This is a genomic window from Leisingera sp. SA32 (genome assembly GCF_056033425.1).
In genome coordinates, this window is the sequence record NZ_JBVYHB010000011.1 from 114,466 (window position 1) to 136,428 (window position 21,963).

18 protein-coding genes and 1 riboswitch are annotated in these 21,963 nt (G+C 62.2%); of the genes, 14 read left to right on the forward strand and 4 right to left on the reverse strand.

Annotation, left to right across the window (positions count from 1 at the left end; all coding sequences use genetic code 11):
- Positions 1 to 95 precede the first annotated feature (95 nt).
- The gene (locus tag AC0IPL_RS15705) at positions 96 to 1,568 is read right to left on the reverse strand and encodes an NAD-dependent succinate-semialdehyde dehydrogenase (RefSeq protein WP_474275473.1); all 1,473 of its coding nucleotides are present in this window, start codon (positions 1,566 to 1,568) and stop codon (positions 96 to 98) included.
- 192 nt (positions 1,569 to 1,760) lie between these two features.
- Between AC0IPL_RS15705 and AC0IPL_RS15710 the strand changes: the two genes are divergently transcribed.
- Together AC0IPL_RS15710 and AC0IPL_RS15715 are read left to right on the forward strand one after the other, a co-directional pair.
- On the forward strand, positions 1,761 to 2,546 hold the full coding sequence (locus AC0IPL_RS15710) for an alpha/beta hydrolase (RefSeq protein ID WP_474275474.1): 786 nt from the start codon (positions 1,761 to 1,763) through the stop codon (positions 2,544 to 2,546).
- A 190-nt stretch (positions 2,547 to 2,736) separates the two neighbouring features.
- Positions 2,737 to 3,945 carry a M24 family metallopeptidase gene (locus AC0IPL_RS15715; RefSeq protein ID WP_474275475.1) on the forward strand — a complete coding sequence of 403 codons (1,209 nt, stop codon included), beginning with the start codon at positions 2,737 to 2,739 and terminating at the stop codon, positions 3,943 to 3,945.
- 96 nt (positions 3,946 to 4,041) lie between these two features.
- Here the strand turns inward: AC0IPL_RS15715 and AC0IPL_RS15720 are convergent, their stop codons facing one another.
- A complete protein-coding gene (locus AC0IPL_RS15720) occupies positions 4,042 to 5,259 on the reverse strand; it encodes a class I SAM-dependent methyltransferase (RefSeq protein ID WP_474275476.1) in 1,218 nt (405 codons plus the stop codon).
- A gap of 222 nt (positions 5,260 to 5,481) precedes the next feature.
- Here AC0IPL_RS15720 and AC0IPL_RS15725 point away from each other — a divergent pair, with 222 nt between their 5' ends.
- From AC0IPL_RS15725 to AC0IPL_RS15775, 11 genes are all read left to right on the forward strand, one after another.
- Positions 5,482 to 6,222 (forward strand): CDP-alcohol phosphatidyltransferase family protein, encoded by a 741-nt coding sequence (locus AC0IPL_RS15725; protein ID WP_474275478.1) that lies wholly within the window; start codon positions 5,482 to 5,484, stop codon positions 6,220 to 6,222.
- 23 nt (positions 6,223 to 6,245) lie between these two features.
- A complete protein-coding gene (locus AC0IPL_RS15730; protein WP_474275479.1) occupies positions 6,246 to 6,869 on the forward strand; it encodes a class I SAM-dependent methyltransferase in 624 nt (207 codons plus the stop codon).
- A gap of 173 nt (positions 6,870 to 7,042) precedes the next feature.
- Positions 7,043 to 8,125: a hypothetical protein gene (locus AC0IPL_RS15735; RefSeq protein WP_474275480.1), complete on the forward strand. Its 1,083-nt coding sequence runs from the start codon at positions 7,043 to 7,045 to the stop codon at positions 8,123 to 8,125.
- 102 nt (positions 8,126 to 8,227) lie between these two features.
- The gene (locus AC0IPL_RS15740) at positions 8,228 to 9,349 is read left to right on the forward strand and encodes a hypothetical protein (protein WP_474275481.1); all 1,122 of its coding nucleotides are present in this window, start codon (positions 8,228 to 8,230) and stop codon (positions 9,347 to 9,349) included.
- Between the two features lie 104 nt (positions 9,350 to 9,453).
- Complete coding sequence (locus AC0IPL_RS15745; RefSeq protein ID WP_474275482.1) at positions 9,454 to 11,388, forward strand: AAA family ATPase; 1,935 nt, start codon at positions 9,454 to 9,456, stop codon at positions 11,386 to 11,388.
- 3 nt (positions 11,389 to 11,391) lie between these two features.
- Entirely contained in the window at positions 11,392 to 11,751 is a 360-nt protein-coding gene (locus tag AC0IPL_RS15750; RefSeq protein WP_474275483.1) for a hypothetical protein, read from the forward strand.
- A 169-nt stretch (positions 11,752 to 11,920) separates the two neighbouring features.
- The gene (locus AC0IPL_RS15755) at positions 11,921 to 13,282 is read left to right on the forward strand and encodes a DUF6638 family protein (protein WP_474275485.1); all 1,362 of its coding nucleotides are present in this window, start codon (positions 11,921 to 11,923) and stop codon (positions 13,280 to 13,282) included.
- Between the two features lie 2 nt (positions 13,283 to 13,284).
- Positions 13,285 to 13,551: a hypothetical protein gene (locus AC0IPL_RS15760; protein ID WP_474275486.1), complete on the forward strand. Its 267-nt coding sequence runs from the start codon at positions 13,285 to 13,287 to the stop codon at positions 13,549 to 13,551.
- Between the two features lie 9 nt (positions 13,552 to 13,560).
- A complete protein-coding gene (locus AC0IPL_RS15765) occupies positions 13,561 to 14,205 on the forward strand; it encodes a DUF1523 family protein (protein WP_474275487.1) in 645 nt (214 codons plus the stop codon).
- A gap of 248 nt (positions 14,206 to 14,453) precedes the next feature.
- A riboswitch (cobalamin riboswitch) is annotated at positions 14,454 to 14,650 on the forward strand.
- Between the two features lie 104 nt (positions 14,651 to 14,754).
- Positions 14,755 to 15,990, forward strand: a complete 1,236-nt coding sequence (locus AC0IPL_RS15770) for an aromatic ring-hydroxylating oxygenase subunit alpha (protein WP_474275488.1) — start codon at positions 14,755 to 14,757, stop codon at positions 15,988 to 15,990.
- A gap of 4 nt (positions 15,991 to 15,994) precedes the next feature.
- Positions 15,995 to 17,080 carry an FAD-binding oxidoreductase gene (locus AC0IPL_RS15775; protein WP_474275489.1) on the forward strand — a complete coding sequence of 362 codons (1,086 nt, stop codon included), beginning with the start codon at positions 15,995 to 15,997 and terminating at the stop codon, positions 17,078 to 17,080.
- 67 nt (positions 17,081 to 17,147) lie between these two features.
- Here AC0IPL_RS15775 and AC0IPL_RS15780 read toward each other — a convergent pair whose 3' ends face one another.
- Positions 17,148 to 18,725, reverse strand: a complete 1,578-nt coding sequence (locus AC0IPL_RS15780; RefSeq protein ID WP_474275490.1) for a DUF5928 domain-containing protein — start codon at positions 18,723 to 18,725, stop codon at positions 17,148 to 17,150.
- A gap of 142 nt (positions 18,726 to 18,867) precedes the next feature.
- Here AC0IPL_RS15780 and AC0IPL_RS15785 point away from each other — a divergent pair, with 142 nt between their 5' ends.
- Positions 18,868 to 19,686 (forward strand): sulfotransferase family protein, encoded by an 819-nt coding sequence (locus tag AC0IPL_RS15785; RefSeq protein WP_474275491.1) that lies wholly within the window; start codon positions 18,868 to 18,870, stop codon positions 19,684 to 19,686.
- 417 nt (positions 19,687 to 20,103) lie between these two features.
- On the opposite strand, the gene ilvD is transcribed toward AC0IPL_RS15785, so the two are convergent.
- Entirely contained in the window at positions 20,104 to 21,948 is a 1,845-nt protein-coding gene (ilvD, locus tag AC0IPL_RS15790) for a dihydroxy-acid dehydratase (RefSeq protein WP_474275492.1), read from the reverse strand.
- Positions 21,949 to 21,963 lie beyond the last annotated feature (15 nt).

The window sequence follows — 21,963 nt, forward strand, 5'->3', positions numbered from 1 at the left end:
GGGCGGAGCAAGACCCGATGCGGATCACAGGCGCGTGACGTCGGCGTTGCGGTTTTGTGACATCGGAGGCGGCGGACCGCCCCCGTCCCGCACGGTCAGACGGACATGCAGATGTATTTCATCTCCAGATAGTCCTCGATGCCGTGGTGGCTGCCTTCGCGGCCCAGGCCCGATTGCTTGACCCCACCAAATGGTGCCAGCTCGGTGGAGATGATGCCGGTGTTGACCCCGACGATCCCGTATTCCAGCGCCTCGGCCACCTTGTAGACGCGGCTCAGATCCTTGGCATAGAAGTAGGACGCAAGGCCAAAGATGGTGTCATTGGCCATCGCAATCACCTCATCCTCGTTTTCGAACTTGAACAGCGGTGCCATTGGGCCGAAGGTTTCATCGGTGGCAAAGACCATATCTGTGGTGGCGCCGGTGATGATGGTAGGTTCAAAGAAGGTGCCGCCCAGCTCGGAGGGATTGCCGCCCAGAATGACCTCGCCGCCTTTGTCTTTTGCGTCGGCAATGTGCGCCTGCACCTTTTCAACAGCTTTCTCGTTGATCAGCGGGCCGAACTGCACGCCTTCCTTCAGGCCGTCGCCCAGGGTCATTTTCTCTACCGCGTCTTTCAGCTTGGCGGCGAAGGCGTCATAGACGCCGACCTGCACGTAGATCCGGTTGGCGCAGACGCAGGTCTGGCCGTTGTTGCGGAACTTGCACATGATCGCGCCCTCGACCGCAGCGTCCAGGTCGGCGTCGTCGAACACGATGAAGGGCGCGTTGCCGCCCAGCTCCATCGAGCATTTGGTGACGGTGTCCGCAGCTTGCCGCATAAGGATCCGGCCCACTTCGGTGGAGCCGGTGAAGGTCAGCTTGCGCACGGCGTTGTTTTCGCAGAACTCCTTGCCGACCTCCGACGCATTGGAAGACGGCACCACGTTGAACACGCCTGCGGGAATGCCCGCGCGGTCCGCCAGAACCGCCAGTGCGGTGGCCGACAGCGGTGTCAGCTCTGCTGGCCGGGCGACAAAGGCGCAGCCCGCCGCCAACGCCGGTCCGGCCTTGCGGGTAATCATCGCGTTAGGAAAGTTCCACGGTGTGATCGAGGCCGCCACACCAATGGGTTGCTTCAGCACGGTGATGCGCTTGTCGCGCTGGTGGCCGGGTATGGTTTCGCCGTAGACACGCTTGGCCTCTTCGGCAAAGAACTCGATAAAGGAAGCGCCATAGGAAATCTCGCCGCGCGCCTCGGCCAGCGGCTTGCCCATCTCGGCGGTCAGGATCACCGCCAGATCCTCTTGGTTCTCCATCATCAGGTCGAACCACTTGCGCAGCACGCCCGCGCGCTCCTTGCCGGTCCATTTGGCCCAGTCTTTCTGCGCGGTCTCGGCCTGGGCGATGGCACCGGCCACCGCGCTGCGGTCCAGATCCGCGACCTGTGCGATCACGTCGCCGCGGGCCGGGTTGGTGACGTCAAAGGTGCAGTCGCCCTCGACAAATTTTCCACCGACATAGGCGCGGGTCTCCAACAGGCTGGGGTCGTTCAGCAGCGTTTTCAGGTCTGTGGTTGCGTCAAGCATGGCGGGCCTCCCGGTTTCAATGTTGCTGGCATGCAAAGCAGCTGCGCCCAGTTATGTCCAGAAGCTTCGATAAGTCCAGAATTTGATCAAATTCAACCGTGCAGGTCGCCCTCTGGAAAACGCCGGGTCATTTGACACGGGCTGTGCGACACTGTCAGGTAGCCGCAAACAAGAACAGCAGGGAGACAAGGCATGGAATTGGATGATGCCTATGCCAATGGGGCGTATATTGAGAATGCGGCGGATTATCCGCCACGCTGGGCCGCGTCAGCCGAGGATTTTCGCAACAGCCTGCATGAACGCGCCCGGCTGGACATTCCCTATGGGGAGGGCGACCGGCACCGGTTTGATCTGTTTTTGCCAGAGGACACGCCCAAAGGGGTGCTGATTTTTGTGCACGGCGGCTATTGGCTGGCGTTTGACAAAAGCACCTGGTCGCATCTGGCCCGCGGTGCCCTGGCGCATGGCTGGGCCGTGGCGATGCCGTCCTATGATCTGTGTCCGCAGGTGCGGATTGCCGACATCACCCGTCAGATCGCCACTGCCGTGTCCCGGATCGCGGCAGAGGTCGACGGCCCCATCTCGCTGGCGGGTCACTCGGCCGGCGGCCACCTGGTGGCGCGGATGCTGGACAAGAACCTCTTGCCGGAAGAGGTCGGTGCGCGGATCAAGACGGTGATCCCGATCTCACCGCTGGCTGATCTGCGACCCTTGCTGCGCACCTCCATGAACCAAAAGTTCAAAATGGACGCCGCCGCCGCCACGTCCGAAAGCCCGGTGGAGATGCAGGACCGCTACCCGGCCGAGGTCACTGTCTGGGTCGGTGGAGAGGAGCGTCCCGCGTTCCTGGATCAGGCCATCTGGCTGGTCGAGGCCTGGGAGGCGGACCATGTCATTGCCTTTGGGAAGCATCATTTCAACGTGATTGAACCCCTGGCCGACCCCGAAAGTGATCTGGTGGCCCTGATCGTGAACTGAAAGACCTGTCCGGCCCCGCGGCCGGACAGCCTGTTCGGTCCATCCTTTTTCCTTGCCAGCTGTTCGATTTCTCGGCATCTTCGCCGCAAGGGCTAGGCGATGGCGTCGCCACATGGGATTCATGGGGCCCTAACATTCCAAAACTGTCCTGAACGCCGGGACCTTTCTTGTAAGAAGGAAGGGTCTGAGTATGACTTCACGTCCTGACATGTACCGTTTTCACAATGGCGTAAAGGCGCCGTTGCAATTTTCCGTTGCCGAATACGAGGCGCGCATCGCGGGCCTGCGAAAGATCATGGCCGAGACCGGGGTGCGCGCGGCTGTCTTCACCTCGATGCACAACATTTCGTATTACGCGGGCTTCACCTATTGTGCCTTTGGTCGTCCCTATGGCCTGGTCGTGACCGAGACCGAGGCGGTGACCATCAGCGCCGGCATCGACGCAGGGCAGCCGTGGCGGCGGTCGTTCTGCGACAACATCACCTATACCGACTGGCAGCGCGACAATTTCTGGCGGGCGGTCAAATCCGTCAGCGGCGAAGGCACCGTTGTCGGCTATGAAAGCGACCACCTTACCCTGCTGCAAAAGGACAAGCTCGAGACGTTCCTGACCCCCTCCAGGCTGGTCGACCTCTATCTGCCGACGATGGAGCAGCGGATGCGCAAATCCGCGGCCGAGATCGAGCTGATTCGCGCCGGTGCCGCCGTGGCGGACGTCGGTGGCTATGCGATTCGGGATGCCATCCGCGAGGGCGTGCGCGAGATTGACGTGGCAATGGCGGGCCGTGACGCAATGGAGCTGGAGATCGCCAAGCGGTTCCCGGATGCGGAATACCGCGATACGTGGGTCTGGTTCCAGTCCGGCATCAACACTGATGGCGCCCACAACCCGGTGACGGCCCGCCGTTTGCAGCGTGGCGACATCCTGTCGCTGAACACTTTTCCCATGATCTCCGGCTATTACACCGCGTTGGAACGCACCCTGTTCGTGGGTGAGGTCGATGACGCCAGCCTCGAGATCTGGGAGGCCAATGTAGCGGCGCATGAGTACGGCATCTCACTGCTGCAACCGGGCAACAGCTGCGCCGACATCACCCAAAAGATCAACGCCTTCTTTGAAGAACGCGATCTCCTGCAATACCGCACCTTCGGCTATGGGCATTCCTTCGGGGTGCTGTCGCACTATTACGGCCGCGAAGCGGGGCTGGAATTGCGGGAGGACATCGACACGGTGCTGGAGCCGGGGATGGTGATCTCGATGGAGCCGATGCTGACTCTGGCCGCGGACCAGCCCGGTGCCGGGGGCTACCGTGAGCATGACATCCTGCTGATCCAGGACAACGGCAACGAGAACATCACCAAATACCCCTACGGGCCGGATTTCAACGTGGTCGGCTGACGCCCGCCACGTGCTATCCCCACACGCACAAGGGACAGGGGGTGCGCTGCGCCCCCTGTCCCCTTACTGTGAGTGTCGCTGCCCGGCGATAAGACTTTAGTGGAGCGGCTGCACAGGCGAGCTTACCGGCGTGCCCGTGGGCAACCAGACAGGGTTTTCCGTAGCGACGGGAGGGGTGACCGTCGCCTGTTCGCGGTTGAGCCAGGCCTGGTTCATCCGCATGGCGGTGGTCTGGCCGCTGGCGGTTTCTTCATGCACCGACAGGCTGAGATTGGCCGCGTCATGCTGCGCGGTCACCGTGATGCGATCACCGGGCAGGGCTTGGCGGGGCTGGTCCAGCAAGATCGCCGTGCGCCCCCAGTGCCCGTCAGAGGTCAGCCCGTTGTCCACCGTGATCCCCGCGGCCAGCTGCATCTCGAAGGTGACCAGAACTGCCTGCAAGGTGCCGCTGCGCTCGCAGTTCAGTTCGCGGGTTGTCCGACCGGGATTGATGTCCGGACGGGTGAAGTCGAAATGGAACAGCGCGCCGTCCGGTCCCAAGGCGCGCATGCCGCTGGCGGCAAAGTCGCCCGGCGTGATTTGCGCCACGCGGGCAAAACGGTGAAAAGCGCTGAGATTGAACCCTTCGGCCTGCTGCGGCCGCCACTGGTTCGCCAGCCCGGCGCATTGCACCAGCCGCGCCCGCAGCGTGCCATGCTCCGGCACAGCACGGGCGCCCGGCTTGGCCAGCGCTGCCATCGCGTGCGTCAGGGTCGCCAGCGCGCCTTCTCCCAGCAGCACGGTATCAACGATTTCCGAAATCACTACATCGGCAGGCTCCGGCATGTCGATGCCGATCTGGATGTCATGGGACCATTTTGAAATCACCGTGATCCGGTCGCTGAGGCCATTGTCGGCAATGACCCGCCGTGCGGCCTCGGCGATCAGTGGTTGCTGTTCGCAGGTGTAGACATGCTTGGCCCCGGCACGCGCGGCCAGCATCGCGGTCAGCCCGGCGCCACAGCCGATGTCCAGCACCACATCGCCAGAGCGTACCTTGGCGGCAATCGCCTGCGCATAGGCGCGGTTGCGGGCGGTGTCGGCCAGCATCGGGAAATGCCAGCGCGGCACGAAGGTCTGGTGCAACCGCTCACGCAGCACCTGGGCCTCATGGTGGTGTGGATCCTGCTGCAACGCGCGGGACAAGAAGCGAGCGGTGCGCACACCGCCATCGGCCAGGGATTCGGACTTGGCCAGGGTGACGAACCCTTCAGCCTCCGAGGCCGCCTGAGGCTGGGACATGCGGGCTGGAGCGGGCGTTTGGCGGTCAGGCAATTTTTAGATTTCCTCATTTGAAACAAATGCTGCTGACTGGACTATTCACCATGTGGCTCTAAGAATTGGTAAAGGCGCCGACAGGGCCGCAGACGTTGCGCCGAGGCGCCTCTTGGGGCATATGTGCGCACAGGTCCCGAAGGGTGCCAGCTGCTTGCCAAGGGCAGCGACGGCCCCCGCGCCCGGCAGGAACAGCCCGGCGAGCAAGAGAGAGCCATCGCCATGTATGACGCCCCGGAGAAGAAGAAATCGGAGTTCGCGCTGATCCAGCTGATGCCGAATATAATGACCATCGGTGCCATCTGCGCCGGTCTGACGGCGATCCGGTTTGCCATTTTTGGCAGTTTCATGCCGGCGGTGCTGATGATCATTCTGGCCGCACTGCTCGACGGTCTGGACGGGCGTCTGGCCCGCGCCTTGCGCAGCCAGAGCAAGATGGGCGCAGAACTGGATTCGCTGGCGGACTTTCTCAACTTCGGGGTGGCGACCCCGATGGTGATCTACCTCTGGGCCTTGCAGGACGTGCGTGGCGCCGGATGGATCTCGGTGCTGGTGTTCTCCGTCTGCTGCGTGGTACGGCTGGCACGGTTCAATGTCAGCGCCAAATCCGAGGAAGACGCCAAGGGGCGCAGCGGATTTTTCGAGGGCATCCCCTCGCCGGCCGGGGCGCTGCTGGCGTTACTGCCGATGTTTGTCTCCTTTGCCTTTGACGGCGCAATGGTTTTGCCAGGGCTGCTGATCTGTCTGAACATGGTGGTAATCGGGTTGTTGATGATCAGTCACATTCCAACCTGGTCGCCCAAGGCGATGAAAATTTCGCGTGAACATGTAAAATACTTGCTGGTGGGCTTTGCCTTCATGGCCGCGGCGTTGTTGACCTATGCCTGGACCGTTTTGGTGGTCCTGTGCCTTGCCTATGTGGCCATCGTGATCTGGGGGCTGATTTTCCCGCCACGCAGCTGACGTTTTTTTTCAAGGAGGGACTATTGGATATCAAGGCTGTCGAAGACTCCTACGCGCGCTGGGCGCCGGTATATGACAGAACATTTGGCGCGGTCACACGCTCGGGCCGCCGCCGCGCGGTGAAATTCATCAACGCGCGCCAAGGCAGCGTGCTGGAGGTTGGCGTCGGCACCGGGCTTTCCTTGCAGCATTATGCGCCGCATCTTCAGGTCACTGGCATCGATTTCAGCCAGGACATGTTGAAAAAGGCGCAGGCCAAGGTGCAGGACATGAACCTCTCCCAGGTTCAGACACTGCGCCAGATGGATGCGCGCCAGCTGGATTTTCCCGATAACTCCTTTGACACGGTCGCGGCGATGCATGTGCTGTCGGTGGTGCCGGACCCGGGACAGGTGATGCAGGAAATCGCCCGCGTGTTGAAGCCCGGCGGCAAGCTGGTGGTCACCAATCATTTCAAAAGCGGCAAGGGCGTGCGTGCCTCGCTGGAGAGGCTGTCCGCGCCGTTGGCCAATGTGATCGGCTGGCACTCCGATTTCGAGCTGGACACCATCCTGCAGGACGACCGGTTGCGCGTCGAACAGCAAGAGAGCATCCCGCCGTTGGGCATGATGACCTTCCTGGTCTTGGAAAAGCATCAGAACAACTGAGCACTGACCGCAAGCCGACAGGCGCATGACTGCCGGACCGGCAGCTATCTTTTCTGCGACCTCTCTGCAACAGTGGTGACGAACGGGCGGGAATTCGACCGCCCAGGGGGATGTAAACTAAATTAACATCCCCATATCACGAACAGGTATTTCAGCAGGGAGGAGCGGTTTGGATGAGTGTTTCCCAATTTGAGAAAATGGTGGCGGACAGCCAGGAGAAGGTGCGCGAGTCGCAGTCAAGGATCACGGCGATGACCTCGCGGATCGAGGCGGCCCGCGACAAGATCGCGGCCGGAGAGGACGCCAGCATCGACATCGAAAACGCGACGTTGGAGGATGTGCACGCGCACACCGAGGTGATGAATGCGAACATCGCCGAGCTGATCATGGGGCTGGATGATGTGACGGCGGCCTTTTCGCGCGATTTCGACGAGATGCGCACCAAAACCGGCTGGGAGAGCTTTGTCGGCATATTCTCCAAGGGTAAGTCGGATTCGATGCGGCAGGAGCGGATGCGCACCGCCAATATCGACGACAAGTTGCAGGATCTGATCGCCAAATCGGACGTGATCGTCCAGCTGCTGCAAGGGCAGCTGGCCACGCTGGAGGAGCAGCGCGAAAAGGTGCAGGAAAACCTGACCGCCACCCTCGACGACCGCGAATTCACGGTGCAGGAGCTGGAGGCGGTGCGGGCGGAAATTACCGGTCTTGATCCGCAGATCATCACGCTGGAAAACAAGATCTCGGTCGAGCAGGACGCCGCCGCGCGGACCAAGCTGGAGACCGAACTGGCGGAGCTGAACGCCAAATACAACGCGCTGGTGCAGCAGGAGCAGGTGAAGCTCGCCAAGTCCCAGACGCTGGAGCGCTACATCGAGAAGGGCAAGACCTGGGTCGATTCCTTGCAGAACCAGGCGGCAACGCAGATGGTTCTGATAAACAAGTTGCAGACCGACACGGCGCAGCGGGTGGTGTTGTATGACGCGCTGAGCAAATCGTTGAAGACCGCGCAGCAGCAGGACGTGGCACACCGGATCAACGAGATCGGCGTGCAGACCGACAAGGAAGCCCAGACCGCGATGGCGGCAATCGGCACCGCGACCAACCAGAAGATGGCCGACATGCTGGAAAGCCACGAGGACAACATGGTGTTCGCCCGCGACGTGCTGGAGAAGAAGGCCAAGGCGGATGAACGCTTCGCCCGCCGGTTCGCCGCGATTGTCGAGAAGCACGACAAGAATCTGTATGGGGGGTGAGGGCCGCTTGCGTAATCCTTCCAAACCAAAACGCAGAGCGGTGCCGGGCCGCGGGTGGGCGCTGTTCGTGCCGCACCCCGCACGTCCGAAAGTGGGGGCGCAATGACCGAGATCGCCAAGGACCACGCTGGCCTCAGCGAGACCTTCGCCTCGCGCCGGTATTTCAAGAAATTTGAAACCATAATCCGACATCTGACCCGGGTGGCGGCGGCGATGCAGGCGGAGGGGCGGCTCTCGAAGTCCGATGTGAAGGTGCTGACCGCCTACCTGATGCGGCTGAACTTCACCTTCCGCGCGCTCTCGATGAAGTACCTGATGGCGGGGCGCGACACGGGTCGGTTCTTCGGCAGCCTGACCATGGACAAGCGCGACAGCGGCTTTCCGGTCGCCGCCGAGCTCATGACGATGGCCAATGATGCCCAGCAGGCGGAGCGGCATCTGGCGAACATGCCCAGCGAGGCGCAGCTGAAGGATGACATGGTGCGCAGCATCATCTCGGATCGCGTGGCGCCAACGAAGCTGCAATTCGCGCTGTCGCAGCGGCTTTATTATCAGGAATTGAGAAAGGGCGACCTGTTCTGGACGCAGAATGATCCGGTCTGCGAATGGCTGGAAAACATTACCGACCGGCGGCGGCGCTTCCTGCTGCATTGGGCGGCCTATGACAGCCAGCTGAACCTTCCGGTGATCTATCTGATGGAGCTGGAGGACAGCGGCAAGGTGGCGCTGCCCAAGGATGAACGTCGCTGGCCCGAATGCCAAGCGCATCTGATGGCGCAGGCTCTGGCGGGGCTGAAGCTGGTGACCATCGCCAAGGGGTTTGACGAGGATTTTGACGACCTCCACCCCAAGCGTCTGCGCCGGTTTCATGTGGGGCCGATGTATTCCTCGGCCTATACCGAACAGTCTGGGCCGTTGCACCGGGTGCTGGAGGAGGCGGAGGCGCCAGAGGGCCAGGACTGGGCACTGGCCTGGACGCTGGAGGAGCTGGAAAGCGAAGAGGTGCGCGCGGAGCGCGCGGGTTGGTTCGGCACTGTCGAGCGGGAGATTTTCGCGCTCGACCCCTTTGGCGGGCGCGGCGCCGATACCGGGGCGACGCGCACCCAACGCGCGATCATCCTGCCGCAACGCCCATTTCAGGTGCTGGCAGAGCTGAACCCGCCGGGGTTCGGCGATGTGCAGAAATTCGTGGTGAGCGAGGCGGGGCAGGTGCTGCAGTATTGAGCGCAGTTCGGGCTGCCGGGGCGGAAGCCCCGGCGGAAGTATTTCGGGAAAGATGAAGGGCGGGCGGCATTTTCGACCCGCAGCAGATGGAGTGAGAGGGCGAAATGAGCATGTCAGGCAATCAGATGGAGCTGCGGGAAGAGGACATCCGCAAGCACTACGCGGCCGCGGCGGCGATGCTCGCCGGCTTCGATCACACGCCGCGCATTGCCAAGCCTGCGGTGGAGAGCAAGACGCCGGAACGCTCCGTCGGCATCGGCACGCGGCGGCGGTTCCGCTCGACCACGCCGGGGCTGGTGACGCGCTCCACCGCCCGGCCTGACGGGGTGCATTTGATTGCCCGTATCGAAGCGGCGGACAAAGATGACCCGCTGACCTCGCCCTTGCAGGCAAGCCTGCAACATGGCCTGCGGCGGGCGCTGGCGATTTCTCTGGCGATGGGGGAGGCTTATGCGGATGTCTCAGGCCTGGCGGATCTGAAACGGGCCAATCTGGCAGGCACGTTGGATGCGGCACGCAAGGGTGAGTTCACCGAATTGCTGGCGGCCGAGGCCCTGATTGTCGCGCATGTCTTTGCCAATGCCACCGCCTATCTGCTGGCACCGCACGCGACGCAGGCGCAGGTCGAGGTCGGCGAGGCGCAGGAGCTGTTGACGGACAATGCCCCGCTGGCGCTGCATGGTGCGCTGTGGGAGCTGGACCAGAAACTGGCGCAGCATGGCATCGATGATGTGCATCTGGTGGTCGCCACCGCCGCCTACGCCGAACAGCTGATGGAGAAAGTGGCCTTGCGTGCGCAAACCGCGCCACGGCTGGACGCTTTCACCGCCGCGGCCTGGCGGGTGGAGGCGGATGATTTGACGATCAGCGGTTTTGAACCCGCGGCCAAGGCAAAGTCCACGACCCTGTCGATGGTGTTCAAGAAGCCACATGAGGTGGTCGGCAACCACATCGCCAAGTACCAAGCGATGCGGCTGGCCAAGATGCTGATGGCCTATGATTTCGACCGCCGCCTCAACCCCTTTGCCGAGATGGGCGGCTTCATCTTCACCTTCATGGGCGACGGCAAGCCGGGCACGGGCAAGACCACCCTGATCCAGATGATGGCAGGTTTGATCCATGAGTACTGCCAGACCGCGGGCTACACCTTTCGCTACCAGAACTTCGGCATCGACAACATCGACAGCTACCAGGGCAAATCCGGCCAGAACGCCAAGTCGTTCATCCAGAACGTGCTTGACCCCGGCGTGATCGGTTTCGGCACCATTGACGACATCGACCAGATCGCGGGCAAGCGCGGCGACCGACAGTCCAGCGCGGGCCAGCAGGAGGTGACAGCGGTGTTCATGGAGGCCTTTGCCGGGGCGAATACCGTGGTGCGCGGCAACTGCACCTTTGGCATGTTCTCGAACTATCCGGAAAACGTGGATGACGCCCTACGACAACGCGCCGGGGCGCGGTTTCTGGTGGACGGGCCGCAGACGCGCGAGGATTACATCGACATTCTGACACTCTTGATGGGCAAGAACCATGAGATCCCGCTGGGGGAGCATGACCTCTACGGCGCGCAGGAGATCAAACAGGCGGTGGCGCGCTCGTTCGAGGCGCACAACCGCCCGCAGGAGCCGGGGCTGGCGGAGGTCTTTGGCCGGGTGCATGACCAGATTGGCGCGCTGGATGATCTGGCCAAGCTGGGCACCTATCTGAAGGCCATTCAGCAGGCGGATGCGCGCTTCACCGGGCGGGCCATCAAGAACATCACCGATGCGGTCAAGGTTCGGTCGATGGATTTCGAGCTGCCGGATGAATGGATGGAGAACCCGGAGCTGTTCCTGTTCAAGGATTATGACACGAAATCCGCGATGATTGCGGAGCTGCGGGTGCCCATCACGGTCGACATGGTGGTGCAGGAGATCAACCGCTACGCCGACAGCGAGTTCCGCTATGCCGACAAGTCGGATGAGGTGGCGATTGAAAACATGGTGCGCGACTTCGGGCGGCAGGAAGAGGCCAAGCGGCGGTATCTGGAGGGGAAGTGACCTTTGGGAATTTTCTTTGGATATGTTGCCCTTGTGGTTTCAGTCTTTACCGCAGCTTACGCGGTGGTCGCCGGGATCGTGATGGGGCGCAGGTTTGGAAGAAAAGAGGTGACGATGAAACGGGCTCTCTCTGTTACATTCATTCCTACCCTCATTGTTCCAATGGTGATTTTTCTGATCGTGGCAGCTTTTCAGATTGATGAGATGGGACAGGGCGTAGTCACCCTTTCTGGCATTCTTGGCGCTGCTATCTTTATGGAACGGCTCTCTATGTCCTTGCTGATGCCGCTTACTGCCTCTGTTTTTTCGTTTGCCGTGATTATCTCCAGGCTACGTCGGCAAAACTTTCATAGGGGGCTATGATGACAGTCTTGCTCGACATGAGGGCAGTGGCTGTCCGCGGGCGGAAGCGCAGCGCCCGCCCAGGGGGGCGGACGGGCGCTGCCCGAGCCGCAAGCGCCTCGGGCGGAGAGTTTTTGCAACTGCTCTGGCAGAGAACGCAGCACTCGCGTGATGCGGAAAGGAGGGATAGATGAAACGCCTCATCCAGCATGGCCTGATGTTCGGCAATCTCTTCCATGTGGCCTCGCCCGCGTTGGTGGAGCGCTATAATCGCGCGCTGAAACATCTGACCGGCAAGACCACGGCTCTCACGGATTTCCACGTCGATATCTCGGGTTTCTCGCCAGAGATCGGGGAGGAGCTAGGAGATGATCACTATCTGAACCATGCAGGCGTGAACCGGCAGTTCATACTGCTCAGCACCGAACAGAAGCGCTGCCCGCTGCTTCACGTGAAATTCTCCACCAGCCGGGATATTCTGCGCCGGTTCATCGAAGTCAACGACCGCCAGCTGTTTGCGCTGACCGCGACCGATGCCGTCGCCGGTGAGCTGGTGAACTCGGTGTTCGAGGTCTCCAGCCCCGCCAAGCTATTCGATATCCGACAGGTTCGGATCGAGGCCGACACCACCCGCGGCACGCTGCGCCATGCCGACCGTCTGGCAGCGTTGGTGCAGCAGTTCGAGACCGGTGAAGATGCCTGGTTCGATGATGATCTGATCGCTGAGATGATCGCGACCGCAGAAAAGACCGGCGATGTGACCCGCAATCCGGTGCATCTGGAGCATGAGGTCTTCGCGCAGACGAACTTCTGGACCGCGCATTTCGGCGGGTTGTATCTGTTTCAGGACGTGGAGCACCCGGCGGTGATTGCCAGCGGCAAGAAGCCCGAGGGCGTGCCGCTGCGCCATGTGTTCGACCTGAGCGATCGCAATGCGATTGCCAAATTCCTGGAGCTGAACGGCCTGGCGGAGCCGGTGATCCGGGCCCGCGGCGTCGATGGCGCAGCAATCCTGCGGCAGAGGATGGGGTTTCTGGCAGTGTCCGTGCTGGCGGAAAAGGGCCATGATCTGTCCGGCCTGTCGCGGTCCGATCTGCGGCGTCTGGCAGCGCGGCATGCGGCGGACCTGCCGCAGGAGTTCGAAGGGCTGGCGGCGCTGGTGCGCTGGGCCGAGGGGGGCGCAAAATGGCCCATGATCCGTTCCGACCATCCGGCCTATTTCTATTCCTTGCGCGCGGCGGACACGCCGGACCGCGATCTGGTCAACATGCTGCTGGCGGAGCTATGCCCGCATGATTTCCGCCAGATGTTCATCTGCCACAAGGAAGAATTCTACCGCCGGTACCGGGGCTGGTCGCAGACCAAGAAAACCTATGCGGCAGAGTTCCTTGCGCGGGAGTATGCGGCCGACAAGGCAGGCGCGCGCGCGGCCCTGTTTGGCCACGAACCGGACATGGAGAACCGCATGCCGAGGTTGCCACGAAACCGGCGCAAGGGATTGGTGGCACAAGTCGGCCCCTGGGGCGCGCTGAGCCGGGCAAAAGGGCGATAGCAATGTTTGGTTTCATCCGCCTGATCCTGATCCTTTTGGTGGTGCTGACCGTGGCCTATGGCGCGGTGTCGCTCTACTCCCGCGAGGTGCGCCGGGCGAAGCTGAAACGGCGCTGGAAAGACAAGGGCTTGACCGGCGACCGTGCGGCCTTCATCCAGCGGGGGCTGAAACAATACGACCACTCGTTCCGGCGCAGGCTGATCCTCTTGGTCTATATCGTTCCGCTGGGGGCGCTGGCGCTCCTGATCTACGTCATTAACTTCATGTGAGGTTCCCCCGTGCGTTTCATCAAATGGGCATTCCTGATCACCTTTTGGGGGCTGTTCGCCGCCATCCTGCATTACACGCTGCCGCAGTATGATGTGGTGCGCATCGTCAACACCTACGAGGAACGCCAGGAGCTGACCGACTGGACCCGGATCTTCTGGTCGACGCCGGACGACCAGTCTGTACAGCTGATCAACCGCGATGTGCAGTTCATCCAGGGCGTGCGTCCCAATGGCCGCGCCATTGTCTATCGCAACGAGGATACCGGCTGGAACTGGCCACCATATTTCAAGTTCGACACCGCCAATCTGTACACCGATGCCAATGACAGCATCTCCACCAAGGCCAACCCGGAGTGGGTGGCGGTGATGCATTATGGCTGGCGCAACGAATTCCTGTCGGCCTTTCCCAATGCTGTCTCGATCCGGCCGGTGGCGGGGCCGGAGGACAAGCCCACCAACTGGTTCACCATCATCTTTCTGGTGCTGCTGGCGGCGCTCCTGTGGGCGATTTATGTGCGCTGGCGGCGTTTCCGGCGGGCGCGGATTGATCCGATGCTCGAGGGCGCCGAGGACAGTCTTTATGCGGCGGGTGATGCTTTTGCTGAGCGCCGCAGCCGGTTCCGGCGCTGGCTGGAGAGCTGGAAATCAAACTGATCAGGGGCCGCGTCAACCGCGGCCTTTCTGCTGTCGGGGCGGGGCTTTGTCAGTCAGCGATGCCGGGACAGGATTCGCTGCACGCCAGCCGCGCAAAGCACTGATTCATCCGCCGCTTGCCGCATTTTGAAAGCGCCGCACCTTTTGCGGCACTGGACAGGTTTGTCCGCACTGCGGGATTACGACCGCATGTCTTTTTCCGGTTTTTCCGGGTCGGTTTTGGTTCCGATGGCGCCACGCAAATCGGGCAGTTTCCGCATCAGCAAGGTGCCGTCCTTCGGGGCGGAGAATTGGGAAGCTGGTGAAACTCCGGCACTGCCCCCGCAACGGTGACCCCGTGTCGGGCCTGGCGAAAACCACTGAAGGCAACTTCGGGAAGGTGCCACGCCCCGCCGGTCAGACGGCCGCGGACAGTCCGGAAACCAGCCTTGCCAGAAACGTCAACCGCGGGTGGCGGCAGGGCGGTTGCGGGCGTGTGGTCTGCAATCTCTCCCGTCGTGCCCGCCCCCAGCCAATCCGCCGCGGGGCTGCGGCGAAGGAGAGAGACAGATGCTTCAGGACAGCGACATTCTGGCCAAGCTGATGGCCCGTCAAGAGAACCATTCTCTGGAACAGGCGTTCTACACCGATCCGGGTGTTCTGGATCTGGACATGCGGCAGATTTTCTACCGCGAGTGGCTGTTTGCCATTCCCGCCTGCGAGGTGCCAAAACCCGGCAACTACGTGACCCATCAGGTCGGCAGCTACAATGTCATCATCGTGCGCGGCAGCGATGGCGTGGTGCGCGCGTTCCACAACTCCTGCCGCCACCGCGGCTCGGTGGTGTGCAAGGCCAAGAAAGGTAACGCGCCCAAGCTGGTCTGCCCTTACCACCAGTGGACCTATGAGCTGGACGGCTCTCTGTTGTGGGCACGTGACATGGGGCCGGATTTCGATGCCTCCAAACACGGGCTGAAGCCGGTGCATTGCCGCGACCTGGCGGGGTTGATCTATATCTGTCTTGCGGAGGAGGCCCCGGACTTCGACGCCTTCGCCGACGTCGCCCGTCCTTATCTGGAGCCGCACGGCCTGGCCAATGCCAAGATCGCCTACGAAAGCGCGATCATCGAGAACGGCAACTGGAAGCTGGTCTGGGAGAACAACCGCGAGTGCTATCACTGCGGCGGCAACCACCCGGCGCTGTGCCGTACCTTCCCCGAAGACCCCTCTGTCACCGGGGTGGAGGGGGGCGAGACCCCGCCGCATCTTCAAAAGCACTTTGACCGGATCGAAGCGGCAGGCTGCCCGGCGCAGTTTTGCATCGACGGGCGCGGTCAGCACCGGCTGGCGCGGATGCCGCTGAACGAGGGCGCCGAGAGCTATACCATGGACGGCAAGGCGGCGGTGGCCAAGCCACTGGGACGGGTGCCCTTTGCCGATGCGGGCACGCTGTTGAAATTCCACTATCCGACCACCTGGAACCATTTCCTGCCGGATCACTCCATCGTGTTCCGCGTGACCCCGATCAGCCCGACAGAGACCGAAGTCAGCACCAAATGGCTGGTGCACAAGGACGCGGTCGAAGGTCAGGACTATGACCTGAAGCGGCTGACCGAGGTCTGGATCGCCACCAATGACGAGGATCGCATCGTGGTCGAGGACAACCAGCGTGGCATCAATTCGCCCGCCTATCAGCCCGGCCCCTATTCGCAGACGCAGGAAAGCGGCGTGATCCAGTTCTCCAATTGGTACGCCCAGCAGCTGACCCGCGCCCTGACCGGTCGCCACCTGATCGCGGCGGAGTAAGCCCATGGGACTGCAAGCCAACTTTGAAACACTGGACGAAACAATGGCGTGGAAGGACGACGAGATGCTGGAATGCGTCTCGGTTGTGCCGGAGGCGCCGAACACCGCCACCTTCAGCTTCCGCGCACCCTCCGGCGCGTGGTTCAAATACCAGCCGGGCCAGTTCCTGACGCTGGAGCTGCCGGTGCCGGGGGAAACGGTCTGGCGCACCTATACCATCAGCTCCTCGCCCTCGCGGCCGCTGTCGATTTCGGTCACGGTCAAGGCGCAGGCCGACAGCATCGGCACCCGCTGGATGCTGGACCATCTGCGCCCGGGCATGATGCTGCGCGCCTCTGGTCCGGCGGGGCTGTTCACCCTTCCCAAGCGCCCGAACGGCAAGTTCCTCTTCATCTCGGCAGGTTCCGGCATTACGCCCAGTCTGTCGATGACGCAGTATCTGTTCGACCGCGGCCAGTTGCCCGACATCTGCTTTATCAACTGCGCCAGACGCCCCAGCGAGATCATCGCCCGCCAGCAGCTGGAAAGCATGGCGTCCAGGGTGCCGGGTATCAAGCTGCACTTCGTGGTGGAGGAGGACGACCCCTATCAGGTTTGGACCGGCTACCGCGGCCAGCTGAACCAGATCATGCTGGGCCTGATCGCCGGCGACTACCTGGAGCGTGAGGTCTATTGCTGCGGACCGGACCCCTTCATGCAGGCGGTGCGTGACATGCTGAACGGTCTGGGCTTCGACATGGAGAACTACAACCAGGAGAGCTTTGGCGCGCCGGTGGAAACCGCGGCAGACGCACCGGAGCTTGACGATGTCGTGCCGGAGGAAACCGCCGCGGCAGAAATCCTGTTTGCGGCCTCCGGCGTGACCTCGACCTGTTCGCAGACCGATACGGTTTTGGCGGTGGCCAAGGCGTCTGGGCTGAATATCCCGTCGGGCTGCACCTTTGGCATCTGCGGCACCTGCAAGGTGCGCAAAACCGCGGGCGAGGTGCATATGGTCCACAACGGCGGGATCTCGGACGAGGATGTGGAGGCGGGCTATATCCTGGCCTGCTGCTCCAACCCCATTGGTCGGGTCGAGGTGGAAATCTGACGCCGACAGCGCGCGCCTTTTTTTGGTGCGCGCTGCCACATACGCGCCGCTGGTTCCGGCGCGTATTTCAGTCTGTGAACAGGTGGTCCGCGCCAGCGATCTGCAACGCCTTGTCGTGCGGCAGGTTCAGGAACTGGGCCAGCTGCGCGGCGTTCTCCTCTGGTGCCGCGCTTTCGCGCAGCTGCAACAGATGGCTGAACCCGGCGTCACGGATGCTGTCGGCCTCGTGCAGGATGTCGTTGCGGATCGCCGGCAACAGCCGTTCCAGGGCTTGCGGCGGGGTGCGCTCACCTGCCAGCCCGACCCGCTGGGCATGGCCGGTCAGATAGGTATCACTGAAATCGCAGTCGATGTGCAGGAACCGGGTGGCGGACCGGTCGGAATGAAAGTCGTTCATCAACTCGATCGCAGAAGGATCGAGGCAGATGATCAGCTTGTCGGTCTCGTAATACTCAAACAGCATCCGCAGCAGCGCACGACGGTGGCGGGCGCGTTTCAGCAACGCCGCCTGGATACCCCCGAGGTCCGGCAGTGGCGTGTCTTCCTCGTGAAACAGGTATTCGACGGCGGGAATGGGGCACGCCTGTCGCACGTGCTCCAGCAGGCGCTTGGCGACATGCCACTTCTTGCAGACCACGACCAACAGTTCGCGGTCACGCCCCAGACTGCTTTCGGTCTCCCAGAACCGCGGTGCAAACCGCCGCCCGACGCGGCCGCGCTGGGTCAGGAAATCGTAGAGGCTGCGACCTTCGTTCGAGATCTGGAACGCCTCTCCCTCGGCTGCATACAGCCGCCCCAGCCGCGACTTCAGCTCGCGCGCTGCGGGGCTGATCTTGCGCGCAAACAGGAAATCCTGGCTCAGCAGAAGGTCATAGTGGTCGTTGTAGAAATTCACCGGCATGCCGTAGTCGGTGAACATCAAAAAGGTCAGGGTCCGGGGCGCGATCTCCGCCTCCGGGATCAAGTGCCGCACCAGCGTCTGAAAGAACGTCTCGTCCGGGATCCAAGTGGTGCGGAAGAACCGGACCACGTCGCGCCGCTGGGCGACAAAATCCAGCAGCGCCTCGACGGTGCGTCGGCGCAGGCACCACCACTGGCTGCCGATCTGCACCTGAATGTCGGCCGGTATCCGGCGTTGCAGCCCCAGCCGCTTTTGCAGATCATGACAGAAGTAGAACAGACGCTTGTGCTTGCGTTCATTGAAATAGTGCCGGTAGATCAGCCGGTCTTCCTTCATGCCGGTCTTGATCCAGTTGCTCTCGAAAAAATCGAAACTCTCGATGAAATCCGTGTCGTGACTGTCGAGAAAGCGATGCGCGTATTCGGCGGTCTTGATCGCCATGCAGTCGCCCGACATCATATAGAAATGGGTGGCGCGAGGAAAAGCCGCAATGGCACTGCGCAGCGCCTGCAGCGTGGCTTCCACAAGCGACCATTCCCCCCAGCCGCATTTGATCCGCTTTTCGGCAAAGGTCACGTTGGGGTTGTCGTCCAGCGCCGCGCGGATCTGCTGATAATCCTGCGCCGCGGCGCGACCATCAAAATGGATGGCCATGCAGTCGCCGACCGCGGTCAACCGCTCAGCCTGCTGAATGATGGCCTCGGGGTCTTTGTGGCACAGCAGGATGTATGCGATTTTTGCCATGCGTGCGACGGTCCGCCTTGTCTTGCCTGATTGTATATCTTGATAAGCGCGCAATTCCCGCGAATAAACCAGATAGTTCCGGTTTTTGTAATCTTGTGTCATTACTTCGGTGATTGGCAGCTCAACAGAAAGAAGGCAGCGCATGGGGTTTCCCGGCACTTGGATGACGGAAAGTGAGAGCGTGGTGTACCGGGTGGTGCCCAAGTGCGCCTGTTCGACCATCGGGCAGATCATGTTCTACTCCGATCATGGGCGTTTCTTTGACGGCGACATCCACGATTCCACGGATGGGCTGCACAAATGGGCGCAGGAGCACAGCCAGGAGCCGATCAGCCGCAACGTGCAAGGCCAGCAGTCTTACGCCTTCACCTGCGTGCGCAACCCCTATACCCGCATCCTGTCGTCGTTCTTCGACAAGATCTGCGGCATCCAGCGCAACGGCAAGCGCTACCGCGGCAATCTGGTGCCCAAGCTGACCTATGACTACGGCATCGAGGTCGGCGGCGAGGACGGCAAGCAACCGTTCGACCAGATCGCCAGCTTTCGCCGGTTTCTGCTGTTCGTGCGCGACACCATCCGCTGGCGTCGCCCGATGGATCCCGACATCCATTGGTCGGCAATGTCGGGCCATGTGTCGACCTTCATCCGCAACGGCGGGCGCTACAACCGGATCTTCTGGACCGAGGATTTCAACACCGGCATGCAGCAGGTGCTGGACGCGATCGAAACGCCAAATGCGGTGGACCTCGCCACGATCCCGCGGTTCAACGAAAGCGAAGGCCACGGCCCCAAACGCGCGCATCCGGTGGAGGATTATTTCGACGACCTGTCGATGCATCTGGTCTACGAGATCTACAAACGCGATTTTGAACTGTTCAAATACGACGTCCAGAACCCGGCCAACAAGATGCCGGTCGGGGAGATCGACCTCGACGAGGTGCACGCCAAACTGGGCGAATGACCCCGACCCGAGCCGCGCTCTCCCGCGCCTGAGGCGCCGCATCAGAGATGCGTCACCCAGCCTTGGGCCCAGCGCCGCTGACGCGGCGCCGTGGCGTTTTGAGGGCGCGGCCGCGCGGTTCTTTCTGGTCGGGAATACTCCCGCCGGAGGCGCAGCATGCGTCAGCATGCTGCCACGCCAAACGCCGCGAGGGTGTTCTGGCGTCAGCCAGTGCACCACAGCGGGGGGGGGAGCGTATGGCGGCACCGGACTTCTGCTGAGACGCGGTTCAGGGGCGGGTCTGCCCCCCCCGGCGGGCCTTGCCCTGTGTGTGGCCCGTGATCCGGTTTGGGGGGAGCAGTTGCAGATGCGGCGCGGCGGAAGAAAACCCGCCGCTGTGGGAGCGGCGGGGTCTGGGTGTTCCGCAAGGCGCCGGGCTCAGTCTTCGTCGGGCAGGGCGCGCACCGCACCTTTGGCGGCGGAGGTGGCCAGTAGCGCATAGGCTTTCAAAGCTTTGGACACCTTGCGCTTGCGCGGCTCGGCGGGTTTCCAGCCCTTGGCGTCCTGTTCTTCGCGGCGCGCAGCCAGTTCGTCGTCGGACACCGCCAGGTGAATGGTGCGGTTGGGGATGTCGATCTCGATGGTGTCGCCATTGCGCACGAGGCCAATCTCGCCGCCCTCGGCCGCCTCGGGCGAGACATGGCCAATCGACAGCCCCGACGTACCACCGGAAAAACGCCCGTCGGTCAGCAGCGCACAGGCTTTGCCCAGCCCCTTCGACTTCAGGTAGGAGGTCGGGTAGAGCATCTCCTGCATGCCCGGCCCGCCGCGCGGGCCCTCGTAGCGGATCACCACCACGTCGCCTTCCTTGACCTTGCCGGTCAGGATGTCGTTCACCGCCTGGTCCTGGCTTTCGCAGACGTAGGCGGAACCGGTGAATTTCAGGATGTGTTCATCCACGCCCGCGGTTTTCACGATGCAGCCGTCCCGCGCGATATTGCCAAACAGCACCGCCAGCCCGCCGTCCTGGCTGAAGGCATGTTCCTTGGCGCGGATCACGCCGTTTTCGCGGTCGGTGTCCAGCTCCTTGTACCGGTTGGCCTGGGAGAACGCCTGGGTCGTACGTACGCCGCCCGGCGCCGCCTTGAACAGCGCCTCGGCCGCCGGATTGTCCGCCACCTTGATGTCCCACTTGGCAATCGCTTCGCCCATGGTCGGGGTGTGCACAGTGTGGCAGTCCTCGTGCAGCAGCCCTGCGCGGCTCAGTTCACCCAGGATCGAGAAAATGCCGCCCGCGCGGTGCACGTCCTCCATGTGAACGTTGTGGATGTTCGGCGCGACCTTGCACAGGCAGGGCACCCTGCGGCTGAGACGGTCCATGTCGGCCATGGTGAAATCCACCTTGCCCTCGTTGGCGATCGCCAGCAGGTGCAGCACGGTATTGGTGGAACCGCCCATGGCGATATCCAGGCTCATCGCGTTCTCAAATGCCTCGAACGTGGCGATCTCGCGCGGAAGGAAACCTTTTTCTTCGTCCTGATAGTGACGTTTGGTGATCTCCACGATCTTGCGCCCGGCCTCCAGAAACAACTCCTTGCGGTCGGCGTGGGTCGCCAGGGTCGAACCGTTGCCCGGCAGCGCCAGCCCCAGCGCCTCGGCCAGGCAGTTCATCGAGTTGGCGGTGAACATGCCTGAGCAGGACCCGCACGTGGGGCACGCATTTTCCTCGATGTGTTTCACTTGCGCGTCGGTGAACTTGTCATCCGCCGCTGCGACCATGGCGTCCACCAGGTCGATCTTCTTCATGTCGAGATCGGCGATGTCGATCTTGCCCGCCTCCATCGGCCCGCCGGAGACGAAGATTGCCGGGATGTTCAGCCGCATCGCCGCCATCAACATGCCGGGGGTGATCTTGTCGCAGTTGGAGATGCAGACCATGGCGTCCGCACAGTGGGCGTTGACCATGTACTCGACCGAATCCGCGATCACCTCGCGTGAGGGCAGCGAGTACAGCATGCCGTCATGGCCCATGGCGATGCCGTCATCGACCGCGATGGTGTTGAATTCCTTGGCCACACCGCCGGCCGCCTCGACCTCGCGGGCGACCATCTGGCCCAGATCCTTGAGGTGCACGTGGCCCGGCACGAACTGGGTGAAGGAGTTGACGATGGCGATGATCGGCTTGCCGAAATCATCATCTTTCATGCCGGTGGCGCGCCACAGTCCGCGCGCGCCCGCCATGTTGCGGCCATGGGTGGAGGTTCTGGATCGGTACATCGGCATGAGAGCGCTTCCCTT

Bases quoted from the DNA above. Each gene is read 5' to 3' on its own strand.
- AC0IPL_RS15785 (WP_474275491.1), top strand. From the start codon at position 18,868: ATGGGGTTTCCCGGCACTTGGATGACGGAAAGTGAGAGCGTGGTGTAC.
- AC0IPL_RS15760 (WP_474275486.1), top strand. From the start codon at position 13,285: ATGTTTGGTTTCATCCGCCTGATCCTGATCCTTTTGGTGGTGCTGACC.
- AC0IPL_RS15735 (WP_474275480.1), top strand. From the start codon at position 7,043: ATGAGTGTTTCCCAATTTGAGAAAATGGTGGCGGACAGCCAGGAGAAG.
- ilvD (WP_474275492.1), bottom strand. From the start codon at position 21,948: ATGCCGATGTACCGATCCAGAACCTCCACCCATGGCCGCAACATGGCG.
- AC0IPL_RS15710 (WP_474275474.1), top strand. From the start codon at position 1,761: ATGGAATTGGATGATGCCTATGCCAATGGGGCGTATATTGAGAATGCG.
- AC0IPL_RS15780 (WP_474275490.1), bottom strand. From the start codon at position 18,725: ATGGCAAAAATCGCATACATCCTGCTGTGCCACAAAGACCCCGAGGCC.
- AC0IPL_RS15755 (WP_474275485.1), top strand. From the start codon at position 11,921: ATGAAACGCCTCATCCAGCATGGCCTGATGTTCGGCAATCTCTTCCAT.
- AC0IPL_RS15740 (WP_474275481.1), top strand. From the start codon at position 8,228: ATGACCGAGATCGCCAAGGACCACGCTGGCCTCAGCGAGACCTTCGCC.
- AC0IPL_RS15745 (WP_474275482.1), top strand. From the start codon at position 9,454: ATGAGCATGTCAGGCAATCAGATGGAGCTGCGGGAAGAGGACATCCGC.
- AC0IPL_RS15725 (WP_474275478.1), top strand. From the start codon at position 5,482: ATGTATGACGCCCCGGAGAAGAAGAAATCGGAGTTCGCGCTGATCCAG.
- AC0IPL_RS15770 (WP_474275488.1), top strand. From the start codon at position 14,755: ATGCTTCAGGACAGCGACATTCTGGCCAAGCTGATGGCCCGTCAAGAG.
- AC0IPL_RS15775 (WP_474275489.1), top strand. From the start codon at position 15,995: ATGGGACTGCAAGCCAACTTTGAAACACTGGACGAAACAATGGCGTGG.
- AC0IPL_RS15705 (WP_474275473.1), bottom strand. From the start codon at position 1,568: ATGCTTGACGCAACCACAGACCTGAAAACGCTGCTGAACGACCCCAGC.
- AC0IPL_RS15715 (WP_474275475.1), top strand. From the start codon at position 2,737: ATGACTTCACGTCCTGACATGTACCGTTTTCACAATGGCGTAAAGGCG.